Annotated in this window: 23 protein-coding genes; 9 read left to right on the top strand and 14 right to left on the bottom strand. The window is 72.2% G+C overall.

What is annotated here, in order from left to right; all coding sequences use genetic code 11:
• The first annotated feature begins 40 nt into the window (after positions 1–40).
• Positions 41–1168 carry a TDT family transporter gene (locus ABZ725_RS34510; protein WP_358806399.1) on the top strand — a complete coding sequence of 376 codons (1128 nt, stop codon included), beginning with the start codon at positions 41–43 and terminating at the stop codon, positions 1166–1168.
• Here ABZ725_RS34510 and ABZ725_RS34505 read toward each other — a convergent pair.
• The 4 genes from ABZ725_RS34505 to ABZ725_RS34490 all read right to left on the bottom strand — a co-directional run bounded on the left by ABZ725_RS34505 (position 1068) and on the right by ABZ725_RS34490 (position 5745).
• Positions 1068–1805 carry a helical backbone metal receptor gene (locus tag ABZ725_RS34505; protein WP_351908071.1) on the bottom strand — a complete coding sequence of 246 codons (738 nt, stop codon included), beginning with the start codon at positions 1803–1805 and terminating at the stop codon, positions 1068–1070. The genes ABZ725_RS34510 and ABZ725_RS34505 overlap by 101 nt on opposite strands.
• A complete protein-coding gene (locus ABZ725_RS34500) occupies positions 1805–2407 on the bottom strand; it encodes an XRE family transcriptional regulator (RefSeq protein WP_358806398.1) in 603 nt (200 codons plus the stop codon). The genes ABZ725_RS34505 and ABZ725_RS34500 overlap by 1 nt, the downstream gene beginning before the upstream one ends.
• A 439-nt stretch (positions 2408–2846) precedes the next feature.
• On the bottom strand, positions 2847–4664 hold the full coding sequence (locus tag ABZ725_RS34495) for an ABC transporter permease/substrate binding protein (protein ID WP_358806397.1): 1818 nt from the start codon (positions 4662–4664) through the stop codon (positions 2847–2849).
• A complete protein-coding gene (locus ABZ725_RS34490) occupies positions 4657–5745 on the bottom strand; it encodes a betaine/proline/choline family ABC transporter ATP-binding protein (RefSeq protein WP_358806396.1) in 1089 nt (362 codons plus the stop codon). Before ABZ725_RS34490 ends, ABZ725_RS34495 begins: the two co-directional genes overlap by 8 nt.
• 220 nt (positions 5746–5965) lie before the next feature.
• Here ABZ725_RS34490 and ABZ725_RS34485 point away from each other — a divergent pair, with 220 nt between their 5' ends.
• Positions 5966–6907, top strand: a complete 942-nt coding sequence (locus ABZ725_RS34485; protein WP_358806395.1) for a 5'-3' exonuclease — start codon at positions 5966–5968, stop codon at positions 6905–6907.
• Positions 6908–7055: 148 nt separating this feature from the next.
• Positions 7056–7901: a siderophore-interacting protein gene (locus ABZ725_RS34480; protein ID WP_358806394.1), complete on the top strand. Its 846-nt coding sequence runs from the start codon at positions 7056–7058 to the stop codon at positions 7899–7901.
• A 69-nt stretch (positions 7902–7970) separates the two neighbouring features.
• Here ABZ725_RS34480 and ABZ725_RS34475 read toward each other — a convergent pair whose 3' ends face one another.
• The 3 genes from ABZ725_RS34475 to ABZ725_RS34465 all read right to left on the bottom strand — a co-directional run bounded on the left by ABZ725_RS34475 (position 7971) and on the right by ABZ725_RS34465 (position 10560).
• Positions 7971–8747 carry an ABC transporter permease gene (locus ABZ725_RS34475; RefSeq protein WP_358806393.1) on the bottom strand — a complete coding sequence of 259 codons (777 nt, stop codon included), beginning with the start codon at positions 8745–8747 and terminating at the stop codon, positions 7971–7973.
• Positions 8744–9766: an ATP-binding cassette domain-containing protein gene (locus ABZ725_RS34470; RefSeq protein ID WP_358806392.1), complete on the bottom strand. Its 1023-nt coding sequence runs from the start codon at positions 9764–9766 to the stop codon at positions 8744–8746. The genes ABZ725_RS34475 and ABZ725_RS34470 overlap by 4 nt, the downstream gene beginning before the upstream one ends.
• 170 nt (positions 9767–9936) lie before the next feature.
• Positions 9937–10560 (bottom strand): PadR family transcriptional regulator, encoded by a 624-nt coding sequence (locus tag ABZ725_RS34465; protein WP_358806391.1) that lies wholly within the window; start codon positions 10558–10560, stop codon positions 9937–9939.
• A gap of 216 nt (positions 10561–10776) precedes the next feature.
• On the opposite strand from ABZ725_RS34465, the gene ABZ725_RS34460 reads away from it, so the two are divergent.
• Entirely contained in the window at positions 10777–12309 is a 1533-nt protein-coding gene (locus ABZ725_RS34460; RefSeq protein ID WP_358806390.1) for an amino acid permease, read from the top strand.
• 99 nt (positions 12310–12408) lie between these two features.
• Here ABZ725_RS34460 and ABZ725_RS34455 read toward each other — a convergent pair whose 3' ends face one another.
• Positions 12409–12990 carry a GNAT family N-acetyltransferase gene (locus ABZ725_RS34455; RefSeq protein ID WP_351908091.1) on the bottom strand — a complete coding sequence of 194 codons (582 nt, stop codon included), beginning with the start codon at positions 12988–12990 and terminating at the stop codon, positions 12409–12411.
• Between the two features lie 152 nt (positions 12991–13142).
• Between ABZ725_RS34455 and ABZ725_RS34450 the strand changes: the two genes are divergently transcribed.
• Positions 13143–14135 (top strand): RluA family pseudouridine synthase, encoded by a 993-nt coding sequence (locus ABZ725_RS34450; RefSeq protein WP_358806389.1) that lies wholly within the window; start codon positions 13143–13145, stop codon positions 14133–14135.
• On the opposite strand, the gene ABZ725_RS34445 is transcribed toward ABZ725_RS34450, so the two are convergent.
• The 6 genes from ABZ725_RS34445 to ABZ725_RS34420 form a co-directional block, all read right to left on the bottom strand.
• On the bottom strand, positions 14129–15607 hold the full coding sequence (locus ABZ725_RS34445) for a cytochrome P450 (RefSeq protein WP_358806388.1): 1479 nt from the start codon (positions 15605–15607) through the stop codon (positions 14129–14131). The genes ABZ725_RS34450 and ABZ725_RS34445 overlap by 7 nt on opposite strands.
• Positions 15608–15673: 66 nt before the next feature.
• The gene (locus tag ABZ725_RS34440; RefSeq protein WP_351908097.1) at positions 15674–16294 is read right to left on the bottom strand and encodes an ATP/GTP-binding protein; all 621 of its coding nucleotides are present in this window, start codon (positions 16292–16294) and stop codon (positions 15674–15676) included.
• Positions 16275–16679 (bottom strand): DUF742 domain-containing protein, encoded by a 405-nt coding sequence (locus ABZ725_RS34435; protein ID WP_351908099.1) that lies wholly within the window; start codon positions 16677–16679, stop codon positions 16275–16277. The genes ABZ725_RS34440 and ABZ725_RS34435 overlap by 20 nt, the downstream gene beginning before the upstream one ends.
• Positions 16676–17083 (bottom strand): roadblock/LC7 domain-containing protein, encoded by a 408-nt coding sequence (locus ABZ725_RS34430; protein WP_351908101.1) that lies wholly within the window; start codon positions 17081–17083, stop codon positions 16676–16678. The genes ABZ725_RS34435 and ABZ725_RS34430 overlap by 4 nt, the downstream gene beginning before the upstream one ends.
• Positions 17080–18705 (bottom strand): ATP-binding protein, encoded by a 1626-nt coding sequence (locus ABZ725_RS34425; RefSeq protein WP_358806387.1) that lies wholly within the window; start codon positions 18703–18705, stop codon positions 17080–17082. The genes ABZ725_RS34430 and ABZ725_RS34425 overlap by 4 nt, the downstream gene beginning before the upstream one ends.
• A 279-nt stretch (positions 18706–18984) precedes the next feature.
• Positions 18985–19611 carry a helix-turn-helix domain-containing protein gene (locus ABZ725_RS34420; RefSeq protein ID WP_358806386.1) on the bottom strand — a complete coding sequence of 209 codons (627 nt, stop codon included), beginning with the start codon at positions 19609–19611 and terminating at the stop codon, positions 18985–18987.
• 158 nt (positions 19612–19769) lie between these two features.
• Between ABZ725_RS34420 and ABZ725_RS34415 the strand changes: the two genes are divergently transcribed.
• From ABZ725_RS34415 to atzF, 4 genes are read left to right on the top strand one after another with little or no spacing between them, the layout of a single operon-like run.
• Positions 19770–20597, top strand: a complete 828-nt coding sequence (locus ABZ725_RS34415) for an urea amidolyase associated protein UAAP1 (RefSeq protein ID WP_358806385.1) — start codon at positions 19770–19772, stop codon at positions 20595–20597.
• Entirely contained in the window at positions 20594–21208 is a 615-nt protein-coding gene (locus tag ABZ725_RS34410; protein ID WP_351908109.1) for an urea amidolyase associated protein UAAP2, read from the top strand. Before ABZ725_RS34415 ends, ABZ725_RS34410 begins: the two co-directional genes overlap by 4 nt.
• Positions 21205–24729 (top strand): 5-oxoprolinase/urea amidolyase family protein, encoded by a 3525-nt coding sequence (locus ABZ725_RS34405; RefSeq protein ID WP_358806384.1) that lies wholly within the window; start codon positions 21205–21207, stop codon positions 24727–24729. Before ABZ725_RS34410 ends, ABZ725_RS34405 begins: the two co-directional genes overlap by 4 nt.
• Positions 24730–24751: 22 nt before the next feature.
• Complete coding sequence (atzF, locus tag ABZ725_RS34400; RefSeq protein WP_358806383.1) at positions 24752–26401, top strand: allophanate hydrolase; 1650 nt, start codon at positions 24752–24754, stop codon at positions 26399–26401.
• Positions 26402–26404 lie beyond the last annotated feature (3 nt).

Here is a 26404-nt window from a genome sequence, read left to right as displayed (position 1 = left end):
CTCCCTGGTCGCCGACGCGCCCCCACGCGACCGTGGAGTCATGGTCACCGCCGTCCGTCACCTCGGACCGAACTGGTACGCCACGGTCATGGGCACTGCGATCGTCGGCACGGCGGGAGTCGCCCTCCCGGTGCGGCTCCCGGGGCTGCGGCCGCTCTGCGCGGCCTTCTGGGCGCTCTCCCTCGCCCTGCTGCTCGCCCTGCTCGCCGCGCGCGCCCTGCACTGGCGTCACCATCGCGACCAGGCCCGCGCCCATCTCCTGGACCCGGCGACGGCCCCGTTCTACGGCTGCCTGGCGATGGCGCTGCTCGCCGTCGGGGGCGGCGCACTCGCCGTCGGCCGGGACTGGATCGGCATCCGGGCCGCGGTGGCGCTGGACGCCGTGCTGTTCGGCGCCGGCACGGTCGTCGGGCTCGTGGCCGCCGTCGCCGTCCCGTATCTGATGGCCGTACGCCACCGGGTGGAGCCCGCTCAGGCCACGCCGGTGTGGCTGCTGCCGCTCGTCGCGCCCATGGTGTCCGCCGCGCTCGGGCCGCCGCTGGTGCCGTATCTGCCGGCCGGGCAGCCGCGGCAGACCCTGCTGCTCGCGTGCTTCGCGCTGTTCGGGCTGAGTCTGCTCGCCACGTTCGTCATGCTGCCGGTGGTGTTCGGGCGGCTGGTGACCGGCGGGCCGCTGCCCCTCGTGCTCACCCCGACCCTCTTCCTCGTCCTGGGCCCGCTCGGGCAGTCCACCACCGCCGTCGGGAACTTCGCGCAGGCCGCTCCGGCGGTGGTGGCCGGGCCGGACGGCCGCGGTCCCGCCGTGCTGTACGGGGTGCCCGTCATGGGGTTCGCGCTGCTCTGGCTCGCTCTGGCCACCGCGCACGCGGTACGGGCCCGGCGGCACGGAATGCGCTTCGCGATGACCTGGTGGGCGTTCACCTTCCCGGTCGGCACCTGTGTGACCGGAGCGGCGGCGCTGGCCCGGCACACCGGGCTGGTCGTCTACGACGTGCTCGCCTGCGCGCTGTACGGCGTCCTCGTGGCCGCCTGGGCGGTCGTCGCCGTGCGCACCGCGCGCGGGCTGCTCAGCGGTGCGCTGCTCGCCGCGCCTCGGCCAGCGCCTCGCCCAACGCCTTCGGCGCCTCGGCCAGCGACGGCCCGTACCACGTCAGGTGCCGTCCGCTGACCAGCGCGCCCGGCCGGCCCGGGAAGGCCTCCGGGCCGTCGTCGGCGGTGAAGCGGTAGGGCTCGTCCGGGAGGACGACCAGGTCCGGTGCGGCCGCGCGCAGCTCGTCGAGCGGGATCCGCGGATAGCGCTCGGCGTGCCCGGCGTACAGGTGGTCGACGCCCAGGCGGGCCAGCACGTCCCCGGCGAAGGTGTCGCGGCCCAGCACCATCCACGGGCGGCGCCAGATCGGCACGACGGCCGTCCGGCGATCGTGCCCGGTGAGACGCGGCAGTGCGGCCCACGCCTCCTCCGCCTCCGCCAGCCAGCCCGGCCGGGCGGCCGCCCCGCACGCCCGGAGCACCCGGGACAGCTCCCGGAAGGCCTGCGGGACGTCCCTGACCTCCGTCACCAGCACGTCGAGGCCGGCCGTGCGCAGCGCGGCCAGGTCCGGCTCCCGGTTCTCCTCCTCGTTGGCGATCACCAGGTCGGGGGCGAGGGAGACGATCCGGTCGACGTCGGGGTTCTTGGTGCCGCCGATCCGGGTGACGTCGAGGTCCGACGGGTGGGTGCACCAGTCGGTCGCGCCGACCAGGGCGGCGGGCACGGAGGCGGCCACGGCCTCCGTGAGCGACGGCACCAGCGAGACGACCCGCACTACCGCTTCCGGCCCCGGTCCCGGTCGCGTACCGCCTCGATGTGCTCGGCCACGGCGACGACGATCACCCGGGTGTCCGGCACGGTCGCCCGCCAGCGGTGGCGGACCCCGCCGGTGAGGTACAGGGTGTCGCCGCGGCCCAGGCGGTAGGCGCGGCCCTCCGCCTCGATCTCCACCGCGCCGTCGGCGACGTACATCAACTGGTCGTTGCGGTACTGGAATTCACGGCCCGCGTCGTGGTCGCCGGTGAACTCGGAGGCGTGCATCTGGTGGTGGCCGCGCACCAGGGAGCGGGAGCGGGGTTCCGGGTCCGGCCCCGGTCCCGTGCCCGGACCCTGTTCGGCGACCTCGGCCCGTACGACGTCGACGCTGCACGCCGGGTCGGCGGCGGCGAGGAGTTCGACGGCCGTGGTGCGCAGGGCGTCGGCGACCTTCTCCAGGGAGCTGGTGCTGGGCCGCGCGCGGTCGTTCTCGACCTGGCTCAGGAACGGCACCGACAGACCGCTGCGCTCGGCCACGACGGCAAGGGTGAGCTCCAGGGAACGGCGCCGGCGCCGCACGGCCGCGCCCACCCGCAGGGGCTGTTCTTTGTGGTCGCCCATCGCTCCGGCTCCCTCCTTCGCTCGTCGCTGCCGTGACTGCCTTGGCTGCCTTCGAACTTCCTCCGAAGCTCGTCCCAAGAGTTCTCTGCACCCTACGCATGTTCGGCAAACCGTTTCATGTGCCCGTGACATCGAGGACACATGGAGTGACACCGGACCTCACAGATCGCGCCAGTCGATCAGAGCCCGGAGAGGCCGGGCGCGCGCCCGCCCTCCGCTTTTCCGGTTCAATGCGCGAACGGCCGTGAGTGTTCCCGCTCGTCCCCGGCTTTACCGGGGGTTCGGCTCGGGCATGGACGTAGCTCTCTGTGGTTGGCCGGATCCTTGCCGTGGGCGCACGGGGGGGCGCGCAGGGAGCACGAGGGGCGGGCCCCGGCGCAGGCCGTGGAGGCCGTACGTCGGTGCCCGCCCCTCGTCGGACGGTCGCGGTGCTGTCAGGTCACCGGACCGCCCGGCTTTCCTGCCCCGGATCCGCCACCGGTACCCACTTCTCGATCAACGCGGGGTTCTCCTTCAGCCAGGTCCGGACCGCGTCCTGCTCCTTGCCCTTGCCGGCCTTCTGGATCCGCGCCTCCAGACCCGTGAGCTGCTCCTCGGTCATCCTGAAGTCCTTCAGCCACTCGGCGGCCTCGGGGTTGTCGGCGGCGAAGCCCTTGCGGGCGAGGGTGTGCACGCCGTCCCCCTTGCCCCAGGCGCCCTGGGGGTCCTTCAGCTTCTTCAGGTCGTAGTCGCTGTACGCCCAGTGCGGCGACCAGAGCGTGACGACGATCGGCTTCTTCGCCGCGTAGGCCCTCTTGAGCTCGGCGAGCATCGCCGGGGTGGAGCCGTCGACGACCGTGTAGGAGCCGTCGAGGCCGTACTCCTCGAGGACCTTGTCCTTGAGCAGGCCCATCATTCCGGCGCTGGGCTCGATGCCGGTGATCCTGCCGTCGAACTCGGAGGCGTGGTTCTTCAGGTCCGCCAGGGAGTCGACGCCCTTCACGTACGAGGGGACGGCGAGCTCCAGGGAGGTGGGGCCGTACCAGGAGCCGAGGTCCTCCATCCGGTCGCCGTACTTCTTCCAGTACTCGGCGTGGGTGGTGGGCAGCCAGGCGTCGGTCTGGAAGTCGATCTGGCCGGTGGCGACGCCGGTGTACAGGGGGCCGGCGGCGTACTGGGTGGTCTTCACCTTGAAGCCGCGCTCCTCCAGCAGTTCCTTCCACAGGTAGGTGGAGGCGATGCCCTCGTCCCACGGGATGTAGCCGATCTCGATCTCCCGGCCCTTGCCGACGTCCGAGGCGGAGGTCGCGGCGGTGGAGGAGGAGGCCGCGCCGAAGACGTTCATGCCGCCCGCGACCAGGGCGAGGACGACCACGCCGACCACGGCCACGACCGGGCGCGGGCGGTACGTCCACACCGTGCCGCGGGCCTTGGCGGCGGCGCGTCGGCCGAGCGGGGAGATCCGGGTGCCGAGGGCGCCGGTCATCCGGTCCAGGTAGACGGCGAGGACGACGATGCCGAGGCCCGCCTCGAAGCCGAGGCCGATGTCGAGCTGTCCGATGGCCTCGTTGACGGCGCCGCCGAGGCCCCCGGTGCCGACCATGCCGGCGATGACGACCATCGACAGGCCCAGCATGATGACCTGGTTGACGCCCGCCATGATGGTCGGCAGCGCGAGCGGCAGCTGCACGCGCAGCAGGGTGTCGCGGGGTGTCGTCCCGAACGCCTCGGCGGCCTCGACGAGTTCGGGGTCGACCTGACGGATGCCCAGCTCGGTCATCCGCACGCCCGGGGCGAGCGCGAAGATCAGGGTGGCGACGACGCCCGCGGGGACGCCCATGCCGAAGAACAGGATGGCCGGGATCAGCAGGACCATCGACGGCATCGTCTGGAGCAGGTCCAGGACGGGCCGCAGCGTCGCGCTGACGGCCTTCGAGCGGGCGGACCAGATGCCCAGCGGGACGGAGACCACCAGCGCGATCGCCGTGGCGACGAGCACCAGGGACAGCGTCGACATGGCGTCGTCCCACAGGGCGAGGGAGTCGATCAGGGCGAACCCGGCGAAGGCGAGGACGCCCGCGACGAGACCGCGCAGCCACCAGGCGAGCACCGCGAGGATGCCGGCGAGGAGCAGCGGCTCGGGGGCGGCGAGGACGGCGTCGATGCCGTCGTACATGCCTTCGACGACCGTCTTGACCGCGTCGAAGAGCCAGGACAGGTGGGTGACGAGCCAGTCGACGCCGGAGTCGACCCAGTCGCCGAGATGAAGCCTAGGCACGGGCGGTCACCTTCCTCCCGTCGTCCCGCGAGCCGTCGCAGGCGATCGCCTCGCCCGCGTCCTCGTCGCCGAGGCAGCGGACCAGGCGCTGCCTGGACACCACGCCGACGAGCTTGCGTCGCCCGTCGAGGACGGCGACCGGGTGGGGCAGCCGGGCGCTGAGCGCGCACAGCGCGGTGAAGGGGGTGTCGGGGGTCGCGGTCCGGCAGTCGCAGTCGGCCTCGTCGCCGCGCACGTCGGTGTCCATGACGGCGGCGGCCGTCAGCACGCGGGAGCGGTCGACGTCCTGGATGAAGGAGGCGACGTAGTCGTTCGCGGGGCGGAGCAGGATGTCCTCCGCCGTGCCGGTCTGGACGATACGGCCGTCGCGCATGACGGCGATGCGGTCGCCCAGGCGCATGGCCTCGTTGAGGTCGTGGGTGATGAAGACGATGGTCTTCTTCAGCGTCTGCTGGAGCGTCAGGAGCTGGTCCTGCATGTCTCGGCGGATCAGCGGGTCCAGCGCGCTGAACGACTCGTCCATCAGGAGCAGGTCGGCGTCGGTGGCGAGGGCGCGGGCCAGGCCCACGCGCTGCTGCATGCCGCCGGACAGCTCGTCCGGCCAGGACTTCTCCCAGCCGGCCAGACCGCACAGCCGCAGCGCCTCGGCGGCGCGCTCCTCGCGTTCGCGGCGGGGGACGCCCTGGACGGCGAGGCCGTAGGCGGCGTTGTCGAGGACGCTGCGGTGCGGGAAGAGCGCGAAGTGCTGGAAGACCATGCTGATCTTGTTCGCCCGGACGGCGCGCAGGTCGCGGTCGGCGAGGGCGGTGAGGTCCTGCCCGTCGAAGAGGACGCGTCCGGCGGTCGGCTCCAGCAGCCCGTTGAGCATGCGCAGCAGGGTGGACTTCCCGGATCCCGACAGGCCCATGACGACGAAGATCTGGCCCGGCCGCACGGTGAAGGAGGCGTCGATGACGGCGGCCGTGGTGCCGTCGGCGCGCAGCTCCTCGCGGTCGGCTCCGGCGCGCAGTCGTTCGACCGCCTGCTGGGGTCGTCTGCCGAACACCTTGTACAGATGCTCGGCCTCAAGCGTGGAAGACACGCGTACCTCTCGATCGGGGACGGAGAACGTCGGGGGCAGAGAAGGGAGCGCTCAGCAACAGCAAACAGTTGAAGGCGCAACCTCAGGCCGCTCCGAGGCCGCGCCTGCCCTGGCCCCACCGGGGCAAACGTGCGAGTGGTTCAGTTCACAGCAGGTCAACAGATGGTTTACGCCTGCCACGGGAGTGAATTCCCACCGGTCGCACGGGCCCGGGTGCGGCATGATGCGAGGCGTGACCGGACGACTGATGCTCCTCGACACCGCCTCGCTCTACTTCCGCGCCTACTTCGGCGTCCCGGACTCCGTGAAGGCGCCGGACGGCACCCCGGTGAACGCCGTGCGCGGACTGCTGGACTTCATCGACCGGCTGGTGAAGGACCACCGGCCGGACGAACTGGTCGCCTGCATGGACGCCGACTGGCGCCCGCAGTGGCGGGTCGACCTGATCCCCTCCTACAAGGCGCACCGGGTCGCCGAGGAGCGTGCGGCCGGGCCGGACGAGGAGGAGGTGCCGGACACTCTCGCGCCGCAGGTGCCGATCATCGAAACGGTCCTGGACGTGCTCGGCATCGCGCGCGTGGGCGTCGTCGGCTACGAGGCGGACGACGTGATCGGCACGTTCACCGGGCGGGCGAAGGGGCCGGTCGACATCGTCACCGGCGACCGCGACCTCTACCAGCTGGTGGACGACGCGCGCGGGGTGCGGGTGCTGTACCCGCTGAAGGGCGTCGGCACGCTGCAGCTGACGGACGAGGCGTGGCTGCGGGAGAAGTACGGCGTCGACGGGCGCGGGTACGCGGATCTGGCGCTGCTGCGCGGCGACCCGAGCGACGGTCTGCCGGGCGTGCCGGGCATCGGGGAGAAGACCGCGGCCAAGCTGCTGGCCGAGTTCGGCGATCTGCCCGGGATCATGGCGGCGGTGGACGACCCGAAGGCGAAGCTGACGCCGTCGCAGCGCAAGCGGCTGGACGAGGCGCGGCCGTATGTGGCGGTCGCGCCGAAGGTGGTCAAGGTCGCGGACGACGTGCCGCTGCCGGAGGTGAGCACCGCGCTTCCTCGTTCGCCGCGGGACGGGGAGACACTGGAGGCATTGGCGGAGCGCTGGGGACTCGGCGGGTCGTTGCAGCGACTGCTGACGACGCTGGCGACCCGGCCCGCGTAAGCATTGTTCTTGCATCAGGGAATGACATTCGCCCCAGGCGGAAGTCATCCTCTGAAAGAGGGGTGATTCAACCTCTCGAACGGGGGGCATCGCCGGGGGAGGGATGCTAACTTAGGTAAACCTAACCATATAGACATGGGAGGCCGCCATGGCAGAACGTCCGGCACGGCAGCCGCGGAAGCCGCACTCCGCGCAGGTCGTCCGCACCGAACGGCTCACCCCGCACATGCAGCGCGTCGTGCTCGGCGGCGAGGGCCTGGCGGAGTTCACGGTGGGAACGTGCACCGACCACTACGTAAAACTGCTCTTCGGCCCCGACGGCGTGAGCTACCCGGAGCCCTTCGACCTGGAGCGCATCCGCGCCGAGTTCCCCCGTGAGCAGTGGCCCGTGACCCGGACGTACACCGTGCGCGACTGGGACGCCGAACACCACGAGCTGACCCTGGACTTCGTGGTCCACGGCGACGAGGGACTGGCCGGACCGTGGGCGGCCCGCGTCCAGCCGGGCGAGACCGTCCGGTTCATGGGGCCCGGCGGTGCCTACGCCCCCGACGCGAGCGCCGACTGGCATCTGCTGGCCGGCGACGAGAGCGCCCTGCCGGCCATCGCGGCCGCCCTGGAGTCGCTGCCCGCCGGCGCCGTCGCCCACGCCTTCATCGAGGTGTCCGGGCCCGAGGAGGAGCAGAAGATCGAGTCCGACGTGGCGGTCGTCTGGCTGCACCGCGGCGACCGGCCCGTCGGCGCGACCCTCGTCGAGGCCGTCCGGGCGCTGGAGTTCCCCGAGGGCCGCCTGCACGCGTTCGTGCACGGCGAGGCGGCCTGCGTGAAGGAGCTGCGCAAATACCTGCGCGTCGAGCTCCAGATCCCCCGCGACGACCTGTCGATCTCCGGCTACTGGCGGCTCGGCCACAACGAGGACGGCTGGCAGGCCTCGAAGCGGGAGTGGAACGCGCGTGTGGAGGCGGAGCAGGAGGGGGCGGCCCCGGCCGCTTGAGAGGTCGCCAGCGGCCCGCACCCGTGGGGCGGGCCGCCCGAGGACTCCCGCCTCGGTGCCGACCCGCGGCTACACCGAGCGCTGGTACGACCGGAACGTTCTGATCGACAGCCACACGGCCGCCACCGCGAGCGCGAGCAGCGCCCCGCCGCGGACGAGCACCGCGCCCCAGTCGGGGTCGGCGGACAGTGCCGAACGACCCGCCGTCATCGCCCAGTCCAACGGGTTGAAGCGGGCCACGTGCCGTATCCAGTCGGGCATCCGGTCCGGCGCCATGAACGCGCTGGACAGGAAGGTCAGCGGCAGCAGCAGGAACGTGTTGACGCCGATGATCGACTCCCGCTCCCGCACCAGCATGCCCAGGGCGTTGGACAGCGCCCCGAAGACCGTGCCCAGCAGCACCGAGGCGACGATCAGGACGACGACGCCCGCGATCCCGCCCGGGTAGTCCGCGCCGCCCGCCAGCCCGAGCAGCACGATGACGGCCGACTGCAGGGCGGTGACGATGCCGTTGTGGACGACGTTGCCGTTCATCAGCGCGGCCCGGCTGACCGGGGTGGTCAGGAAGCGGTCGAGGGTGCCGCGTTGGATCTCCTCCAGCGTGCCCATGCCCGCCCACAGGTTGGAGGCGAGCGCGCTCATCACGACCACGCCCGGCACCAGGTAGTCGAGGTAGGAGGTCGTGCCGAAGCCGCCCAGCTCGACGACGCCCTTGAAGAGGCCGCCGAACAGGAACAGCCAGATCACCGGCTGGATCAGTGTGATCACGGCATACGCGGGCTGACGGGCGAACACCATCAGTTGACGTTGCGTCAGGTACCAGGTCTGGGCGATCGCGGTGCTCATCGCCCACCCCCGGCGAGCACGAGGGCGTCGGCCGCAGCGGGCTCGCGCTCGGCCTCGGCATAGCGGCGGCCCGTGTAGCGCAGGTAGACGTCGTCCAGGGAAGGCCGGGCCACGGTCGCGGTGGCGACGGCGACCCCGGCCCGCTCCAGCGCGCCGAGCAGCGCGGGCACCGTCGCCGCTCCGTCCTGCGCGCGCACGCTCACCCGCAGGCCGTCGAACACCACCTCGTACACGCCCGGCAGTTCCCCGAGGGCGTCCGCCAGCCGTGCCCGGGTCGTCTCGCCGGGCGCGGTGCGCAGCTCCATGTGCACCGCGTCGCCGCGGAGTTCGCCCTTGAGGGAGTCGGGGGTGCCCGTGACGACGATCCGGCCGCGGTCGACGATGGCGACGCGCTCGGCGAGTCGGTCGGCCTCCTCCAGATAGTGCGTGGTGAGCAGGATGGTCAGCCCCTCCTCGCCGGCCAGCCGGCCGATCTCCTCCCACATCGCGGTGCGGGCCTGCGGGTCCAGACCGGTGGTGGGCTCGTCGAGGAAGAGCACCTCGGGGCGGTGCACCAGGCCGAGCGCGACGTCGAGCCGCCGCCGCATGCCGCCTGAGTAGCCCTTGACCGGGCGTCGGGCGGCCTCGGCGAGCGCGAAGCGTTCGAGCAGCTCGTCGACCCGGCGGTCGAGGGCTGCGCCCTGCACGCCGTAGAGCCTGCCCTGGAGGCGGAGGTTGTCGCGCCCGGTGGCGACCGGGTCGGCGCCGGAGTTCTGGGCGACCACGCCGATCGCCCGGCGCACCCGGTCCGGGTGACGCAGCACGTCATGACCGGCGACGACGGCCGAGCCGGAGTCGGGGCGGGCGAGGGTGGTGAGGATCTTGACGGCGGTGGACTTGCCGGCCCCGTTGGGGCCCAGCAGCCCGAACACGGCGCCGGGCTCCACGGTGATGTCGAGGCCGTTCAGCGCGGTGACGCCGCCGGCGTAGGTCTTGACGAGTTGACGCGCCTCTACGGCGGGCGCACGAGTCGCACTCATGACGATGCTGCTCTCCTGTGTGAGCGGAACGGGACTGCTGATCCGCCGGAGGAGCACCGGGCTATCCTGGGTGTGCCGCACCTCGATCGCCTGGAACTGCCTCACGGCGGGTTCAGCTCGGGGTTCGAGACCCCGGCGGGACTGCTCCAACAGTCACGCCGGGGTCTTCTTCATGATCTGAGCTCTTCGGGCAACTCCCCCGTCTCGTGGAACCGCCGCCACCCGTCCACACCGGGCAGCGAGCCGCTCCTGACCTCCTCGAGGAAACCGCCGACCCACTCCGCCTGCGCCTCGACCATGTGCAGCTGGTACTCCACCTCGACGAGGAAGAGCCTCGGCAGCGTCTCGTAGAGCTTCTCGAGCGCGCCCCGGCCGCTGGCCACCTGGACCTCCAGGGAACTCAGCCGGGTCTCCAGCAGACGCACCACGTCGTCCGGAGGCAGCGCCGCCATCAGCGAGAGCGCCGTCTCGAAGATCGGGTACTCCTTCGCGGGGATGGCGAGCAGATCGGACAGCCACTCGGCCACCTCCTCGCGCCCGGCCTCGGTGAGCCCGTAGACCGTGCGCTCGGGGCGGTTGCCCTGTCGCTCCACACCGGTCACCTCGACGAAGCCGTACTTCTCGAGGTTCTGCACGACGGTGTAGAGCGAGCCGTAGTTCGTCTTCGTACTCGTGTCCTTGCCCTGGCTGCGCAGGGTCTGGGCGATCTCGTACGGGTGCATCGGCTTCTGCCAGAGCGTGGTCATCACGGCGAGCGCCAACGGGTTGCTGAGCTTGCGGCGTTTCCTCGCCACGACGACCACCTCGCTTTCGAATATCCGTAGCCGAACATATCGCGAGTCGGCACCCCTGGCAATAGACGCGATGTAACGCGATCGAGTGGAGTCCGGAGGACGTGAGGACTTGGGCCCGCCCCGGACACGGCGGCGTGACGCACACGAAACAGCCCGTCCCTAATTTCTGTCGCCCGACAGGAATTAAGTTCTCTCTGGGCCAAGGCAGGTTCCGCCGTGACGACAACGACATCCTCCGAAGTACGCCCCGACCCACCGCACTCCCCCGACGCCGGGCACGGCGACGGCTCCCTCGCCGAGTTCGGCTACCGCCAGGAACTCCACCGCAGCCTGGGCCGGTACGCCTCGTTCGCCGCCGGGTTCTCCTTCATCTCCGTCCTGACGACCGTCTTCCAGTTCTTCGCCTTCGGGTACGCCTTCGGCGGCCCGGTCTTCTTCTGGGCCTGGCCGGCGGTGCTGGTCGGGCAGCTGCTGGTGGCCGCCTGCTTCGCGGAGCTGGCCGCCCGCTATCCGATCTCGGGCGCGATCTACCAGTGGTCGACGCGGCTGTCGACGCCGTCCTTCGGCTGGTTCGCCGGCTGGATCATGGTGATCGGGCAGGTCGTGGTGGTCGCCGCGGCCGCGCTGGCGCTGCAGATGGTGCTGCCGGCGATCTGGTCGGGCTTCCAGCTGATCGGCACCGACCCGGCCCCCACCTCGGCCGACGGCGCGGCCAACGCGGCCCTGCTCGGCGTGGTCCTGCTGGTGCTGACGACGATCGTGAACATCCTCGACAACCGCGTGATGTCCGTGATCAACCGGGTCGGCGTCACCGCCGAGATCATCGGCGCGGTGCTCATCGTCGTCCTGCTGCTGACGCACTCCGAGCGCACCCCGAGCATCACCTTCCACACCGAAGGGGCCGCGCAGAACGGTCTGTTCGGGGCGCTGCTCGTCGGCTCCTTCACCGCCGCCTACGTGATGATCGGCTTCGACAGCGCGGGCGAGATGAGCGAGGAGACGCACCACCCGCGTCGCACCGCGCCCCGCACCATCCTCACCGCGCTCGGCGCGGCGGGGCTGCTCGGCGGCCTGATCGTCCTGGGCGGCCTGCTCGCCGCCCCCAGCCTCACCGACGGCCGTCTGGGCGTCGACGGACTCTCCTACGTCCTCACCAGCAGCCTCGGCGACGGCGTCGGCAAGGCGCTGCTGGCGGACGTGGTCGTGGCGATCGCGGTGGCCACGCTGGCCATCCAGACGGCGGCCTGCCGGATGCTGTTCTCCATGGCCCGCGACGGACAGCTCCCGTTCTCCGCCCGCCTCGCGCGCGTGCACCCGCGCACCGGCATGCCGAGCGCCCCGGCGCTGGTGGTCGGCGGCCTCGCGGCGGCCCTGCTGCTGCTCAACTTCGCCTCGCCCGAGGCGTTCCTGGCCATCGGCACGACCTGCATCGTGATGCTGTACCTGGCGTACGCGATGGTCACCGGCCCGCTGCTGGTGCGCCGGCTGCGCGGCGGCTTCTCCTCGGCCGGCGCCGACGAGACGGGCGCCCCCTTGTTCTCCCTGGGCCGCTGGGGCGTCCCGGTGAACGCCCTGGCCCTCCTCTACGGCCTGCTGATGGCGGTCAACCTGGCCTGGCCGCGCGCGGCGGTGTACGACCCGGCGGGCGGGCACTGGTACTTCCAGTGGTTCACCGTGCTGTTCCTCGGCGCGACGGTCGCGGTCGGCGTGGCCTTCCGGGCGTACCGCCGACAGCAGGCGGACGCGTAGGGAAGGCCGGCGCGCAGGGAAGGCGGACGCGTGGGGAAGGCAGGGCGCAGGGGGAAGGCAGGGCGTAGGGGGAAGGCAGGGCGTAGGGAAGGCAGGCGCTCAGTCGCCCTGTACGCGCGCGTGCAGGTGCATGTCGTGCCAGCCGTCCTGGTGGAGGACCGCACTGCGCATGGTGCCCTCCAGAGTGAAGCCGGCCTTCTCGGCGACCCGGCAGGAGGCCTCGTTGGCGGTGGCGTGCGACAGCTCCAGGCGGTGGAAGCCGATCTCGTCGAAGGCCCAGCGCGACAGGGCGGCCGTGGCCCGGGGTGCGACGCCCCGGCCACGGGCCGCCCCGGTCGTCCAGTACGCGACCTCGGCGAGGCCCTCGCCGAGTTGGATGCCGCGCAGCGCCACCCGCCCCAGCAGCACGTCGGTGTCCGCGTCGACGACGGCCCACTGGGCGCTCTGCTCCCCCTCCCAGGCCTGCTGCCACTCCGCTATCCAGCCGGCCACCTCCTCCTCGGAATCGGCGGCCCTGATGTGCCACTGGTGCATCAGCGGGTCCTGGAAGGCGGCGTGGACGGCGGGGGCGTCCTCGGCCCGCCACCGGCGCAGGACCAGTCCGTCCCCGGTGCGGAGCACGGGCTGCGGGGCGCTCGACAGGGTTCCGGCGGGCAGGACGAAGCCTGCGGTGTAAGGCATGATCGGCATCCTGCCAACGGGCCGCGAGGAGTCAACCGGGTTTCGCGCCGTGGTCCGTACGCCGGCCCCACCCCGTCTCCGCGGTCCGTACGCCCCGCTCCGTCGCCGCCGCACGCCCGCCCCGCTCCGTCGCCGCCGTACGCTTGACCGCGATGAGACGTCGCACCCCTCCCCCGCCCTCCCCCCTGCCGCAGCGCGACGGGATCGACCCCGTGCGGGTGCGGCTGCCGGGCGAGGGCGCCTGGGCCACCGTGCGGGAGCACCTGGTGGAGCGGCTGGGCGAGGCGCGCGCCGGGATCGTGGACGGGATGCTGGCGGCCGGGCTCGTCGTGGGCGCCGACGGTGCGGCGGTGGCGCCGGACGCGGCCTATGTGCCGGGGATGTTCGTGTGGTTCCATCGCGAGCTGCCGCCCGAGGCGCCCGTGCCGTTCCCGCTGGAGGTCGTGTACCGCGACGAGCACATCGTCGTCGCGGACAAGCCGCACTTCCTGGCCACCACCCCGCGCGGCAGTCATGTCACCGAGACCGCGCTGGCCCGGCTGCGGCGGGAGCTGGGCATTCCCGCGCTCGGCGCCGCGCACCGGCTCGACCGGCTCACCGCCGGGCTCGTGCTGTTCACCGTGCGCCCCGAGGAGCGCGGCGCGTACCAGGCGCTGTTCCGTGAGCGCCGCGTGCACAAGGTGTACGAGGCGCTCGCACCCCACGACCCCGGGCTCGCCCTGCCCCGGACGGTGCGCAGCCGGATCGTCAAGGAGCGTGGCGTGCTGGCCGCCTACGAGGTGGCGGGCGAGCCGAACGCGGTGAGCCGCGTCGAACTGGTCGAGCACCGGGCGCCGGGGCTCGCCCGGTACCGGCTGCTGCCCGCCACCGGGCAGACCCATCAGCTGCGGGTGCATATGAACGCGCTCGGCGTGCCGATCCTCGGCGATCCGCTCTACCCCGAGGTGGCCGCCCCCGAGCCGGTCGGCGAGTTCCGGCGCCCGCTGCAACTGCTGGCGCGGGAGCTGGAGTTCACCGATCCGGTCACGGGGACGGAGCACCGGCTGCGCAGTGGGCGGGAGCTCGAGGCCTGGGCGTCGTACGACCGTTGGGCCGCGACTCCCGCCACACCGGGACGACCGGGACGGCCGGCGGTCCCTCAGTAGCCGCGCACCCAGATCACGAAGCGCCGCCAGACGTTGGGCCTGCGGACGGGCTGCGTCGGCTGCGGGGCGGGCGGCGCGGCCACCGGCTCGGCGGCGGCCGGCGGCGTCGGCGCGGGCCGCGGCGCCGTGCTCACCGGGCGCGTCATGCGCTGCGGCGGGATCGGGGAGTGGCTGGGCTTGTGCCTGACGTCCTGCTGGGGCTTCGGCTCGAACCGGACCGGCAGGGCCACCAGGTGCCGTGAGGCGATCGACGCCGTCCAGCGCAACTCGTCCTCGTCGCAGTCGAGTTGCACGTCCGGCAGTCGCATCAGCAGCGCGTCGACGCCGACGTCGGCGATGGCACGGCCGATGTCCTGGCCGGGGCATTCGTGCGGGCCGCCGCTGAAGGCGAGGTGCGAGCGGTTGCCCATCATGTGGGCGGACAGGTCGGGGCGCACCCGGGGGTCGACGTTGCCGGGGGCGGGCGCGAAGAAGAGGCCGTCGCCCTGGCGGATGCGCTGACCGCCCAGCTCGGTGTCCTGCTTGGCGAAGTAGGCGAAGACGGTGCTGAACGGGGGCTCGTCCCACAGGGACTGCTCGACCGCCTCCGGCACCGTCATCTGGCCGCCGTTGAGCTGGGCGAGGAAGCGCGGGTCGGTCAGGACCGTGCGCAGCGTGTTGGAGAGCAGGTTGGAGGTGGCCTCGTAGGCGGCGAAGAGCACCAGGCGCAGGTGTTCCCTGATCTCCTGGTCCGTGAGCCCCGCGGGGTGGTTGATGAGGTGGCTGGTGAAGTCGTCCTCGGGCTGGGCGCGGCGGCGTTCGGTGAGCCGGGCCAGCGCCTCGATGACGTAGGCGTGGTTGGCGATGGCGGTCTCGGAGCCCTTGAGCGCGTCGCGGGCGCAGTGCACCATCCGGTCGTCGTACTCCTCGGGCATACCGATGACATGGCACACCACGGCCATCGGAAGGTGCTCGGCGAACTGGCCGACCAGGTCGGCGCGGCCCTCCTCGCAGAAGCGGTTGACGAGGCGCTGGGAGGAGCGGTTGATGAAGCGGCGCAGGCTGCGGTCGTCGATGGTCGCCATGGCCGCGGTGACCGCGCCCCGCAGCCGCAGATGCTCGTCGCCCTCGACGTGGGCGGCCATGGGCTGAAAGGCGATGTGCGGCATGAGCGGGTGGTCGGGCCTGACCTTGCCCTCCACCCACGGCGACCAGATCCGGCTGTCCTTGCAGAACTGCGAGGGCGTCCGCACCATGTGCAGGTTCTCGGCGTGCCCGAGGACCATCCACATCGGCAGGTCGTCGTGGATCAGCACCGGCGCCACGGGGCCGTACTCCTCGCGGAGTTGCTCGTACAGTTCGCCGAGGTTCTCCGCGCCGGGGCCGTAGAGCCGGGTCAGTCCTCCGGTGCCGCGGCCGTGGGCGGGGCAGCCGGGCGGCGGGTCCAGGGCGAGGTCGTGCCGGCCGGTCGGGGTGGGGTGTTCGGGAGTCACAGGGTCGCTCCGAAACTTCGCTGTGTGCGGTGTTGGGTGGTGGGGGGGGGAGTGGTGGTGCGGGTGTCAGATGAGGCTGCGGCTCAGGGCCAGTTCGTGCAGGAAGCGCATGAGGGTCATCAGGACGTCCCGGCTGGAGGCGCGGCGGCGGACGTCGCACTCCACGATCGGGATCTCGGGGGGCAGGTCGAGCGCGGCGCGCAGGTCCTCGATGGGGTAGCGGGGCCCGTCGGGGAAGGTGTTGACGGCGACGACGAAGGGCACACCGCCCTCCTCCAGCCGGCCCATGACCTCGAAGCTGACCTCCAGGCGGCGGGTGTCGACCAGGACGACCGCGCCCAGCGCGCCTTCGAACAGCCCGTTCCACAGGAACCAGAAGCGTTCCTGGCCGGGCGTGCCGAACAGATAGAGCACGACCTGCTCGGTGATGCGGATCCGGCCGAAGTCCATGGCCACGGTGGTGGCGGTCTTGGTCTCGGAGCCGTAGTTGTCGTCGACCCCGATGCCCGCCTGGGTCATGGTCTCCTCGGTGGTCAGCGGCCTGATCTCGCTGACGGAACCGACCATGGTGGTCTTGCCTACGCCGAAGCCGCCCACGATGACGATCTTCGCCGCGGCCGTGGTGGTGTGCGGCAGATGGTCCTCGGCCCGTGGGCCGGGAATCGTGTCAGAGCCGTTGAAGTCCATGCATCACCGCTTCGAGAAGGGAACGGTCGGGGACCTGCTGCCGGACGATGGGGGCGCGCGCCTGCACGAGTTCGGCCGCCAGCATCTCGGTGAGCAGCACGGTCACCACACTGAACGGCAGCCGGAGGTAGGCCGACACCTCGGCCACCGACAGCGGTGCGGCGCACAGGCGCAGCACCGCCCGCTGTTCCGGGGTGGCTGACGAGGGCGGGTCGGCGCGCGCCACGATTAACGTGACGAGGTCGACGGGCGCGCGCTCACCGTCCGCGCCCGTGATGGTGTAGAGCCGCTCCAGGTTCTTGTCCTCCCCCTCCTTGGGGGGCTGCGAAAACGGTGGGGGCGGCTCGGGCAGGGGTTGTCGCCGTCGGCGTTGCGGAGGCGTCATACGCTCTGCCCATTGCGGCGGGGCGGGCTGGTCAGGTGGGCGCCGATGCGGACCACGAGGTCGCGCATCATGCCGCTCATCCGGCCGGCCTCGCAGCGCACGTCGGACAGGACCGCGAGGTAGGCGTTGGCGCCGGCGGCCATCAGGTAGAAGTAGCCGCCGTCCATCTCGATCATGAGGAGGTTCATCTCGCCCTCGACGGAGGGGATCTCCTCGGCGACCGCGCCCGCGAGGCTCTGCATGCCCGCGCAGGCGGCGGCGACCCGGTCCGCGGCGTCGGGGTCACCGGCGTAGCGGGCGATGCGCAGACCGTCTGCCGACAGCACGACGATCATCTCGATGCCCGGAACGCCGTCGTAGAGCTCCTTGAGCAGCCAGTCGAAGTTTTGGCGCTGCTGGATCACGTGAGGTCCCCTTCATCGTCGGCCTCGGGTACGGCCTTGTCTTCGAGCAGGTACAGATAGGCGGTGGGGTTGCGGGTGAAATCGGTCGGGTGCGTGCCCTCGGGGATGCCCTTCTTCAGGCCCTCCCAGAACGCCTCGAAACCCACGCCGGGCTCGGCCTTCTTCTTCTTGGGCGCGGGCTCCGGCTCGGGCCGTGCGAAGGGGTCCGGCTCGCCCCTGGCCGCGGCGTCCTGGGCGGCGTACGCCTCCGCGTAGCGCTGGACGATGGAGATCGTCTGCTTGCTGCGGCGCTGCGGCAGACCCTGCTCGGTCCACTCGGTGACCTCGGGCACCTCGTCGTCGGTCAGGGAGACCCCGGCCGGGATGCGCGGCCTGGTGGGACGGCGCTTCTTGGGCGGACGCTTGGGGCCCTCGCCGATCTCGCTCAGGTCGATCTGCGGCACGGCGGTGGCGCCGATGCCGTGCGCGAAGCCGGGGGCGGGGTCGGTGGTCTGCATCTCGCTGGGCACGACGAGGACGGCCCGGACGCCGCCGTACGCCGACTTGCGCAGCGAGACCTCCAGGTTGAACGAGGTGCACAGCCGGCCGACGACCGCGAGGCCGAGGCGGGGGGTGATCCCGACGTCCTGGATGTCGACGCCGGCCTTGGCCTGCTCCAGCATGAGCTCGGCCTTGGCGCGGGTCTCCTCGCTGAGGCTGACTCCGGCGTCCTCGATCTCGATGGCGATGCCGGTCTGCACCTCGACGGCGTTGACGTGCACCTTGCTCGTCGGGGGCGAGTAGCGGGTGGCGTTGTCGAGGAGTTCGGCGATCGCGTGGAGCAGCGGCTCGACGGAGAGGCCGCGGATGTTGACCTTGGCGATGGAGTCCAGCTGGATGCGCCGGTACTCCAGGATCCGGGACATGGCGCCGCGCATCACGCTGTACAGCGGGACCGGCCGGGGCCAGTTGCGGCCGGGCCGGCCGCCGCCGAGCACACCGATGGAGTCGGCGAGCCGGCCGATCATCGAGGTGCCGTGGTCGACGCGCAGCAGGTCGTCGAAGACCTCGGGGTTGTGGCCGTGGTCCTCCTCCATCTCCCGCAGTTCGTGGGCCTGCTGGTGGACGATGGCCTGGATACGGCGGGCGACGCTGACGAAGGAGCGCTGGGCGGAGTCGCGCAGGGACTCCTCGTGGTCGACGATGTCCAGGATCTTCCGGACCACGGCGTGCTGTGCCGGGTCGAGTTCGCGGAACGAAGGATCACTCTCGCAGAGGTCGCGGATCACCTCCCTGGGGGAATTTCCGGCGCGCAGCCACGCCACGGCGTCGGGCACGTGTCGCTCGGCGAGGCGACGGTTCTCCTCCTCGTGGTCGGCGACGCGCGATTCCAGATAGACGATGTACTGGTCTTTCTCCGCGTGCAGTTGCTGGTGCCGCCTGCTGCGGCGTACCGAATCGGCTCCCGCCGCGATCACCAGGAGGGTGGCGACGGCTCCGCAGACGCCGACGGCGAGCCGTGCCTGCGTCGCCACGAGGGCGACGGCGGCTCCGGTCGCCGCGGCCGTCAGTATCGCGGGCAGCAACAGCAGCCGCGCGTAGGAGACTTCTCGGCGACCGGGTGGGGACTGAACACTCACCATGTGGGCACCCTCTGTAGGGATCTGTCGGCATCTTCGGAACATTTGGGAACAAGCGCACGAATTCGCCTCAACTCGGTGCGCCGCGGGCGAGCTTAGTCCGACAGGATCAACGCCGTGTCATATTCAGCAACCCCCTGAAACCGGTCCCGTACGTGGAGTAACCTCAATCGTTTACACGCTTCGCATTCGATCGAACGCAAGACGTGACGATGCACAGGCGTACGAATTACTTCACCGGGAAGAGTGAGGCGACCTCGCCCGGGCGGTCGCGAAGGGTGTTCAGTTCCCCGCGATGCGCAGCGCCGCGTCGGCGGTGGCGCGGGCGAACTCCGAGACGGAGCGGTCGGGGTCCGAGCGGTGGACGAGGATGACGCCCTCGATGAGCCCGAAGACCAGATCGGTGCGCAGATCGAGCTCACCCTTGGCGAGCCCGCCGCCCGCCGCCGTCGCGGCGATCAACTGACGGTAGGCGTCCTTGAGTTCGGCGCGCACGGCATGGAAGCCGGCGAACCGCTCGGTGCGCACCTCGGGCAGCAGATAGAGGCCGCCGAGGTTGTGCGAGCCGCCGCACAGCAGCTCCACGTCGGTGCGGCACAGCTCCCACAGCCGGTTCTCGGCCCGACGCGCGTCGTCCGCGAGCAGCTCACGGGCGTAGGCCAGCGAGGGCGTGACCGTCGACTCCAGCAGCTCGGCGAGCAGCTCCTCCTTGCCGGAGACGTAGTGGTACATGGAGGCCTGGCGCATGCCGGCCCGCTCGGCGACGGCCCGGGTCGTGGTGGCGGCGTAGCCGCGGGTGGTGAACAACTCCGCGGCGGCCACGAGCAGTTCGGCGCGCGGTGCGAGCCCGCTGTCCGGGCGCTGCGCGGCCCGGGGCCGGCCCACTCGACGTCCGCTGCTCGTCCCCATGCGTTCGATCCTCGCACACGACGCCGGAAGGCGATCTTCGGGCGATCCCGGTGAGGAGTCGGTAACCGGCCCGCAACCCGAGAGCAACGGCGACGACCCGACCCGGACCTAATTTCTGTCGGGCGACAGAAATTAGACCGAGCTGCGGAGGTCCGCACATGGCGGCGACAGCGACCACCCACGGAGCACGCGCCCACGCCCGGGCCCAGGCAGGCGCCCGCGCCGAGACCATGCCGGTCGTCCCGGCCCGGGACTGGCAGGACCCGCCCTGCGAGGCGGGTCTGCTGGTGTGGGCCGAGACGGTCGCGGGCGGCAACTACACCCATCGGGTCCTCGCCCGCGGCACCGAGCTGCGTCTGACCGACCTGCAGGGCGACGCCTGTGCCCACCTGCTCCTGTACGTGGAGGGCCGCCCCTGGGAGCGGCTGAACGTCGCGGACACGGTCAAGGTCCAGTGGAACGCCTACCTCGGCGAGGGCGTGCTGCTCCTGTCCGATCAGGGCCGCGTCCTCGCCTCGGTCGTCACCGACACCGCCGGCCGGCACGACGCCCTGTGCGGCACCTCCACCCTGGTGCGCAACACCGAGCGCTACGGCGACGGCGCCCCGCAGTCCCCCTCCCCGGCCGGCCGGGAGCTGTTCAAGCTGGCCGCCGCCAAGAACGGCCTGGAACCCCGGGACCTGCCGCCCTCCCTGTCCTTCTTCCAGGGGGTCGAGGTCCGCGAGGACGGCTCCCTCGACTTCACCGGCTCGGCGGGGCCCGGCGCCAGTGTCACCCTGCGCGCCGAACAGGACCTGACCGTGCTGATCGCCAACGTGCCGCACCCGGCCGACCCCCGCCCGGACTACGTCAGCACTCCGCTGGAGGTCCTCGCCTGGCGGGCCGCGCCGACCCAGCCCGGCGACCCCCTGTGGGACGCCACCCCCGAGGGCCGCCGCGCCTTCCTCAACACCGCCGAATTCCTCACCGCGAGGGGGCTCGCATGAAGACCGTCGTTCCCGCCCGGGCGTCCTGGTCGTCCGTCCTGCGCACCGGCGAGACGCTGACCATCACCGACCTGCACGGCAACCAGGCCGTCGACTTCCTCGTGTACGACGCCCACGACACGTCCGTGCGCTACAGCGCCCCCGACACGATCCACGCCCAGGGCGGCGTCTTCCTCACCACCGGCAGTGTGCTGATGTCCAACGAGCACACCCCGCTGATGACGGTGACCGCCGACGCCGTGGGCCGCCACGACACCGTCGGCGGCGCCTGCTCCAAGGAGTCCAACACGCTGCGCTACGGCCACCACACCTATGCCCAGCACGCGTGCGTGGACAACTTCCTCGCCGAGGGCGCGAAGCACGGCCTCGGCAAACGGGACCTCGTCTCCAACATCAACTGGTACATGAACGTCCCCGTCGAGAAGGACGGCACCCTCGGCATCGTCGACGGCCTCTCCGCACCGGGCCTCTCGCTCACCCTGCGCGCCGAGCGGGACGTCCTCGTCCTGGTCTCCAACTGCCCCCAGATCAACAACCCGTGCAACGGCTTCGAGCCCACGGCCGTGGAGATGACGATCACCGCTCCCGTCGGCGACGAGGACCCCGCATGAGCTTCGACAAGCTGCTGATCGCCAACCGGGGCGAGATAGCCGTCCGCATCGTCCGCACCGCCCGCGAACTCGGTCTGCGCACGGTCGCGGTGTACTCCGACCCCGACCGCTCGGCGCCCCACGTGCGGCTCGCCGACGAGGCGGTACGGCTCGGCCCGGCGCCCGCGAAGGAGTCCTACCTCGACGCCGACCTGGTCCTGAAGGCGGCGGTGGAGAGCGGCGCGGGCGCGATCCACCCGGGCTACGGCTTCCTCTCGGAGGACGCGGACTTCGCGCGCCGCTGCGCCGACGCCGGGATCGTGTTCGTCGGACCGACGCCCGGCCAGCTGGAGCTGTTCGGCGCCAAGCACACGGCCCGGGCGGCCGCGGAGGCGGCCGGGGTGCCGCTGGCGCCGGGCACGGGGCTGCTGGCGTCCCTGGCCGAGGCACAGGAGAAGGCCCGGGGCATCGGCTATCCGGTCATGCTCAAGGCCACCGGGGGCGGCGGCGGGATCGGCATGTCCGCCTGTCGCTCCCCCGAGGAACTCGCCGACGCCTGGGAGCGCGTCCAGCGGGTCGCCGCCGCCTCCTTCTCCTCCGCCGGCGTCTTCCTGGAACGGCTCGTCGAGCACGCCCGCCATGTCGAGGTGCAGGTCTTCGGCGACGGCGAGGGCAAGGTCGTCACCTTCGGCGACCGCGACTGCTCCCTGCAGCGCCGCAACCAGAAGGTCCTGGAGGAGGCCCCGGCACCGGGGCTCCCCGACCACGTCCGGCGGCAACTCACCGCCTCCGCCCGGGACTTGTGCGCCTCGGTCGGCTACCGCTCCGCCGGCACCGTCGAGTTCGTCTACGACGCGGCCCGTGAAGAGGCCTACTTCCTGGAGGTCAACACCCGGCTCCAGGTGGAGCACCCGGTCACCGAGGAGATCTACGGCGTCGACCTGGTCGCCTGGATGCTGCGCCTGGCGCGCGGCGAGCGGGACGTCGTCGTCGCTCCCGGCCCGCCCCGCGGGCATGCCGTCGAGGCCCGCCTGTACGCGGAGGACCCGAACCGCGAACACCGGCCCAGCGCGGGCCTGTTGACGCGGGTCGAGTTCCCGGCCGGGGTGCGCGTCGACGGCTGGGTGGAGACCGGCACCGAGGTCACTACGTCGTACGACCCGATGCTCGCGAAGGTGATCGCCTACGGCCCGGACCGGGAGCATGCGCTGCGCCGTCTCGACGAGGCCCTGGCCCGCACCCGCGTCGACGGCATCGAGACGAACCTGGGCCTGGTCCGGGCCGCGCTGACGGACCCGCGTTTCATGACGGCCTCGCACTCGACGGCGACCCTCGCCGAGGTGCACGATCCGACCCCGCGCATCGAGGTCGTCTCCGGCGGCACCCTCACCACCGTGCAGGACTGGCCCGGCCGCACCGGCCACTGGCAGGTGGGCGTCCCGCCGTCCGGCCCCATGGACGACCGCTCCTTCCGCCTCGGCAACCGCGCGCTCGGCAACCCCGAGGGCACGCCGGGCCTGGAGTGCACCCTCCAGGGCCCCACCCTGCGGTTCACCCACGCCACGACGGTGTGCGTGACGGGCGCGCCGGCACCGGTCACCGTGGACGGCACGGCGGTCGCGCAGTGGGAGCCGGTGACCGTCCCCGCGGGCTGCGTGCTGGAGGTCGGCGCGCCCGGCGAGCACGGCCTGCGCACCTACGTCCTGTTCGCGGGCGGCCTCGACGTCCCCGCGTTCCTGGGCAGCGCGAGCACGTTCACGTTGGGCCGGTTCGGCGGACACGGCGGCCGGACGCTGCGGACCGGGGACGTCCTGCACGGCGGCACGGTCGCCGGGGGCTCCGCACCCGCGACGGTCGCGGGCGTCGCGGAGCGGCCGGCCTTCACCTCCGTCTGGCACGTCGGCGCCGTCGAAGGCCCGCACGCCGCACCGGAGTTCTTCACCGAGGACGACATCCGCGACTTCTACGCCGCCGACTGGAAGGTCCACTTCAACTCGGCCCGCACCGGGGTGCGGCTGATCGGACCCAAGCCGCGCTGGGCGCGCACCGACGGCGGCGAGGCGGGCCTGCACCCGTCCAACATCCACGACACCCCGTACTCCGTCGGGGCCGTCGACTACACCGGCGACATGCCGGTGCTGCTCGGCCCGGACGGGCCCTCGCTCGGCGGGTTCGTGTGCCCGGCGACGGTGCTCAGCTCCGAACGCTGGAAGCTGGGCCAACTGCGCCCGGGCGACACGGTCCGCTTCCGGCCCGTGGACGTGGACGGCGCGGCGCGCGCGGAGATCGTCGACGGGGGTGTGCTGGCCCGGGACGGTGACATCACGTTCCGCCGCAGCGGCGACGACAACCTGCTGGTCGAGTTCGGCCCGATGCAGCTGGACCTCGCCCTGCGGATGCGCGTCCACGCCCTGATGGAGGCGGTGACCGCGGCGGACCTGGCAGGCGTCACCGACCTCACCCCGGGCATCCGCTCGCTCCAGATCCAGACCGATCCCGGCCGCCTCCCCCAACGCGAACTCCTCGCGGCCGTGCGGGAGATGACGGCGTCCCTGCCGCCCACGGACCAGCTGGTCGTCCCCTCCCGCACCGTGCACCTCCCGCTCTCCTGGGACGATCCGGCGACCCGGGAGGCCATCGCCCGCTATATGGCGGGCGTCCGCGACGACGCCCCCTGGTGCCCGTGGAACATCGAGTTCATCCGCCGGGTGAACGGCCTGGAGTCGGTCGCGGACGTCTACGACACGGTCTTCGACGCGGAGTACCTGGTCCTGGGCCTCGGGGACGTCTACCTGGGCGCCCCGGTCGCCACCCCCCTCGACCCGCGCCACCGCCTCGTGACGACGAAGTACAACCCCGCGCGCACCTGGACGGCCGAGAACTCGGTGGGCATCGGCGGCGCCTACCTCTGCATCTACGGCATGGAGGGCCCCGGCGGCTACCAGTTCGTGGGCCGTACGACCCAGGTGTGGTCGCCGTGGCAGCAGCGCGGCGCGTTCGAGGCGGGCTCGCCCTGGCTGCTGCGGTTCTTCGACCGGATCCGCTGGTATCCGGTCGACGCGGACGAACTCCTCGAGCTGCGGGCCGACATCACCTCGGGCCGCTTCGTGCCGCGCATCGAGGAGGGCGCCTTCTCGTTCGCCGAGTACCAGGCCTTCCTGGCCGAACACGCGGGCTCCATCGCGGAGTTCAGGTCCCGGCAGCGCGCCGCGTTCGCGACGGAGCGGGACGCGTGGGAGGCGGCGGGCGAGTTCGCCCGGGCGCAGGACACGGCAGCTCCCTCGGCTCCCCCGGCCGAGGTGGCCGTACCGGCCGGCGGCCGTCTGGTCGAGGCCGAGTTCGCCGCGTCCGTATGGCAGTTGAACGTGTCCCCCGGCGACGAGGTGACGGCGGGCCAGCCGCTGCTCGCGCTGGAGGCGATGAAGATGGAGTCCAGGGTGCACGCGCCGGTCGACGGCGTGGTGGCGCAGGTCCTGGCCCGCCCCGGTGACCAGGTGGAGGCGGGGACGGCCCTGCTCGTCCTGGCCCCGGCCACGGTCTGAACGAGGAACGAGGAACAACGCGATGTCCAGCACTCTCTCCCGAGTCCGCGCCGCCTACGCCCGCATCGAAGCGGTCGACCGCCCGGAGATCTGGATCGACCTGCGGCCGCGGGACGACGTCGAGGCGGAGGCCCGGTCGCTCGACGCACGCGTCGCCCGGGGCGAGTACCTCCCCCTGGCCGGCCGGCTGTTCGCCGCCAAGGGCAACATCGACGTGGCGGGCCTGCCCACCACGGCGGGCTGCCCGGCATACGCCTACCACCCCGAGACCGACGCCCCGGTGGTCGCCGGGCTGCGCGCGGCGGGCGCCCTGCTCCTGGGCACGACGAACCTGGACCAGTTCGCGACCGGCCTGGTGGGCACCCGCTCCCCGCACGGCGCGGTCCGGGGCGCCCACGATCCGGCGCGGATCAGCGGCGGCTCCAGCTCCGGCTCGGCCGTCGCGGTGGCCCTGGGTATCGTCGACCTCGCCCTCGGCACGGACACGGCGGGCTCGGGTCGGGTCCCGGCCGCCTTCAACGGCATCGTCGGCCTCAAGCCCACCCGCGGCCTGGTCCCCACCGAGGGAGTCGTCCCGGCCTGCGCGTCGCTGGACTGTGTGACGGTCTTCGCCCGTACCCTGCCCGAGGCGGAACAGGCCATGGCCCATATGACGAGCGGCACGACCGCGCCGTCCGTGCCCGGCCGGGCCCCCGGCCCGTGGCGCATCGCCGTCGCGCCCCTCGACCAGCTCGGCGAGCTGGACGAGGGCTGGCCCGAGGCGTACGAGGCGGCGGTGCAGCAGCTGGCGTCGGCAGGGGCCGAGATCCGCACCCTCGATCTGACGCCCTTCACCGAGGCCGCGTCGATGCTCTACGAAGGCGCGTTCGTGGCCGAGCGCTACACGGCGGTGGGGAGCTTTGTCGACAAGTTGCTGGCGGAGGGCGGCGAAGGCCTGGACCCGACCGTCGCCGGGATCATCACCCGAGCCCGCGACCTCCCGGCCCACCGCCTCTACACGGACACCGAGCGTCTGGCGGCCCTGCGCACCCGCGCACTGTCCGAGCTGGCCGACGCGGACGCCCTGCTCCTGCCCACCGCCCCCGGTCATCCCACCCTCGCCGAGGTCGCCGCCGATCCGCTGGGCGCCAACGCCCGCCTGGGCCGCTTCACCAACTCAACGAACCTCTTCGACCTGGCGGCGGTCGCCGTCCCGGCCGGCGAGGTGAACGGCCTGCCCTTCGGCGTGATGCTGATCGGCCCGGCCCACACCGACGAACGGCTGGCGAAGATCGCGCCGCTGCTGCAACCGCAGGCCCGCCTGGCCGTGGTGGGCGCCCATCTGACCGGCCGACCCCTCAACCCCCAGCTCCTGTCCCTGGGCGCGACCTTGGACCGCACGACCACAACGGCCCCGGTCTACCGTCTGCACGCCCTGCGCACGACCCCGCCGAAGCCGGGCCTGGTGCACGTGGGAGAAGGAGGCGCAGAAATCGAGACGGAGATCTGGCGCCTCCCGGCCGAGGGCCTGGGCCGTCTGCTGACAGCGCTCCCCCGCCCGATGACGCTGGGCAGCGTCCAGCTGAAGGACGGCACCGCCGTCCCCGGCTTCCTGTGCGAACCAGGCGCACTGGCGGACGCCGAGGACATCACCCGGTACGGAGGCTGGCGCTCATACCTGGACAGGTCGTAGGGG

This window comes from Streptomyces sp. NPDC006872 (assembly GCF_040635845.1).
Lineage (GTDB): Bacteria > Actinomycetota > Actinomycetes > Streptomycetales > Streptomycetaceae > Streptomyces.
The sequence above is the reverse complement of the archived record's forward strand: the minus strand, read 5'-3'. Positions and strand labels throughout refer to the sequence as shown.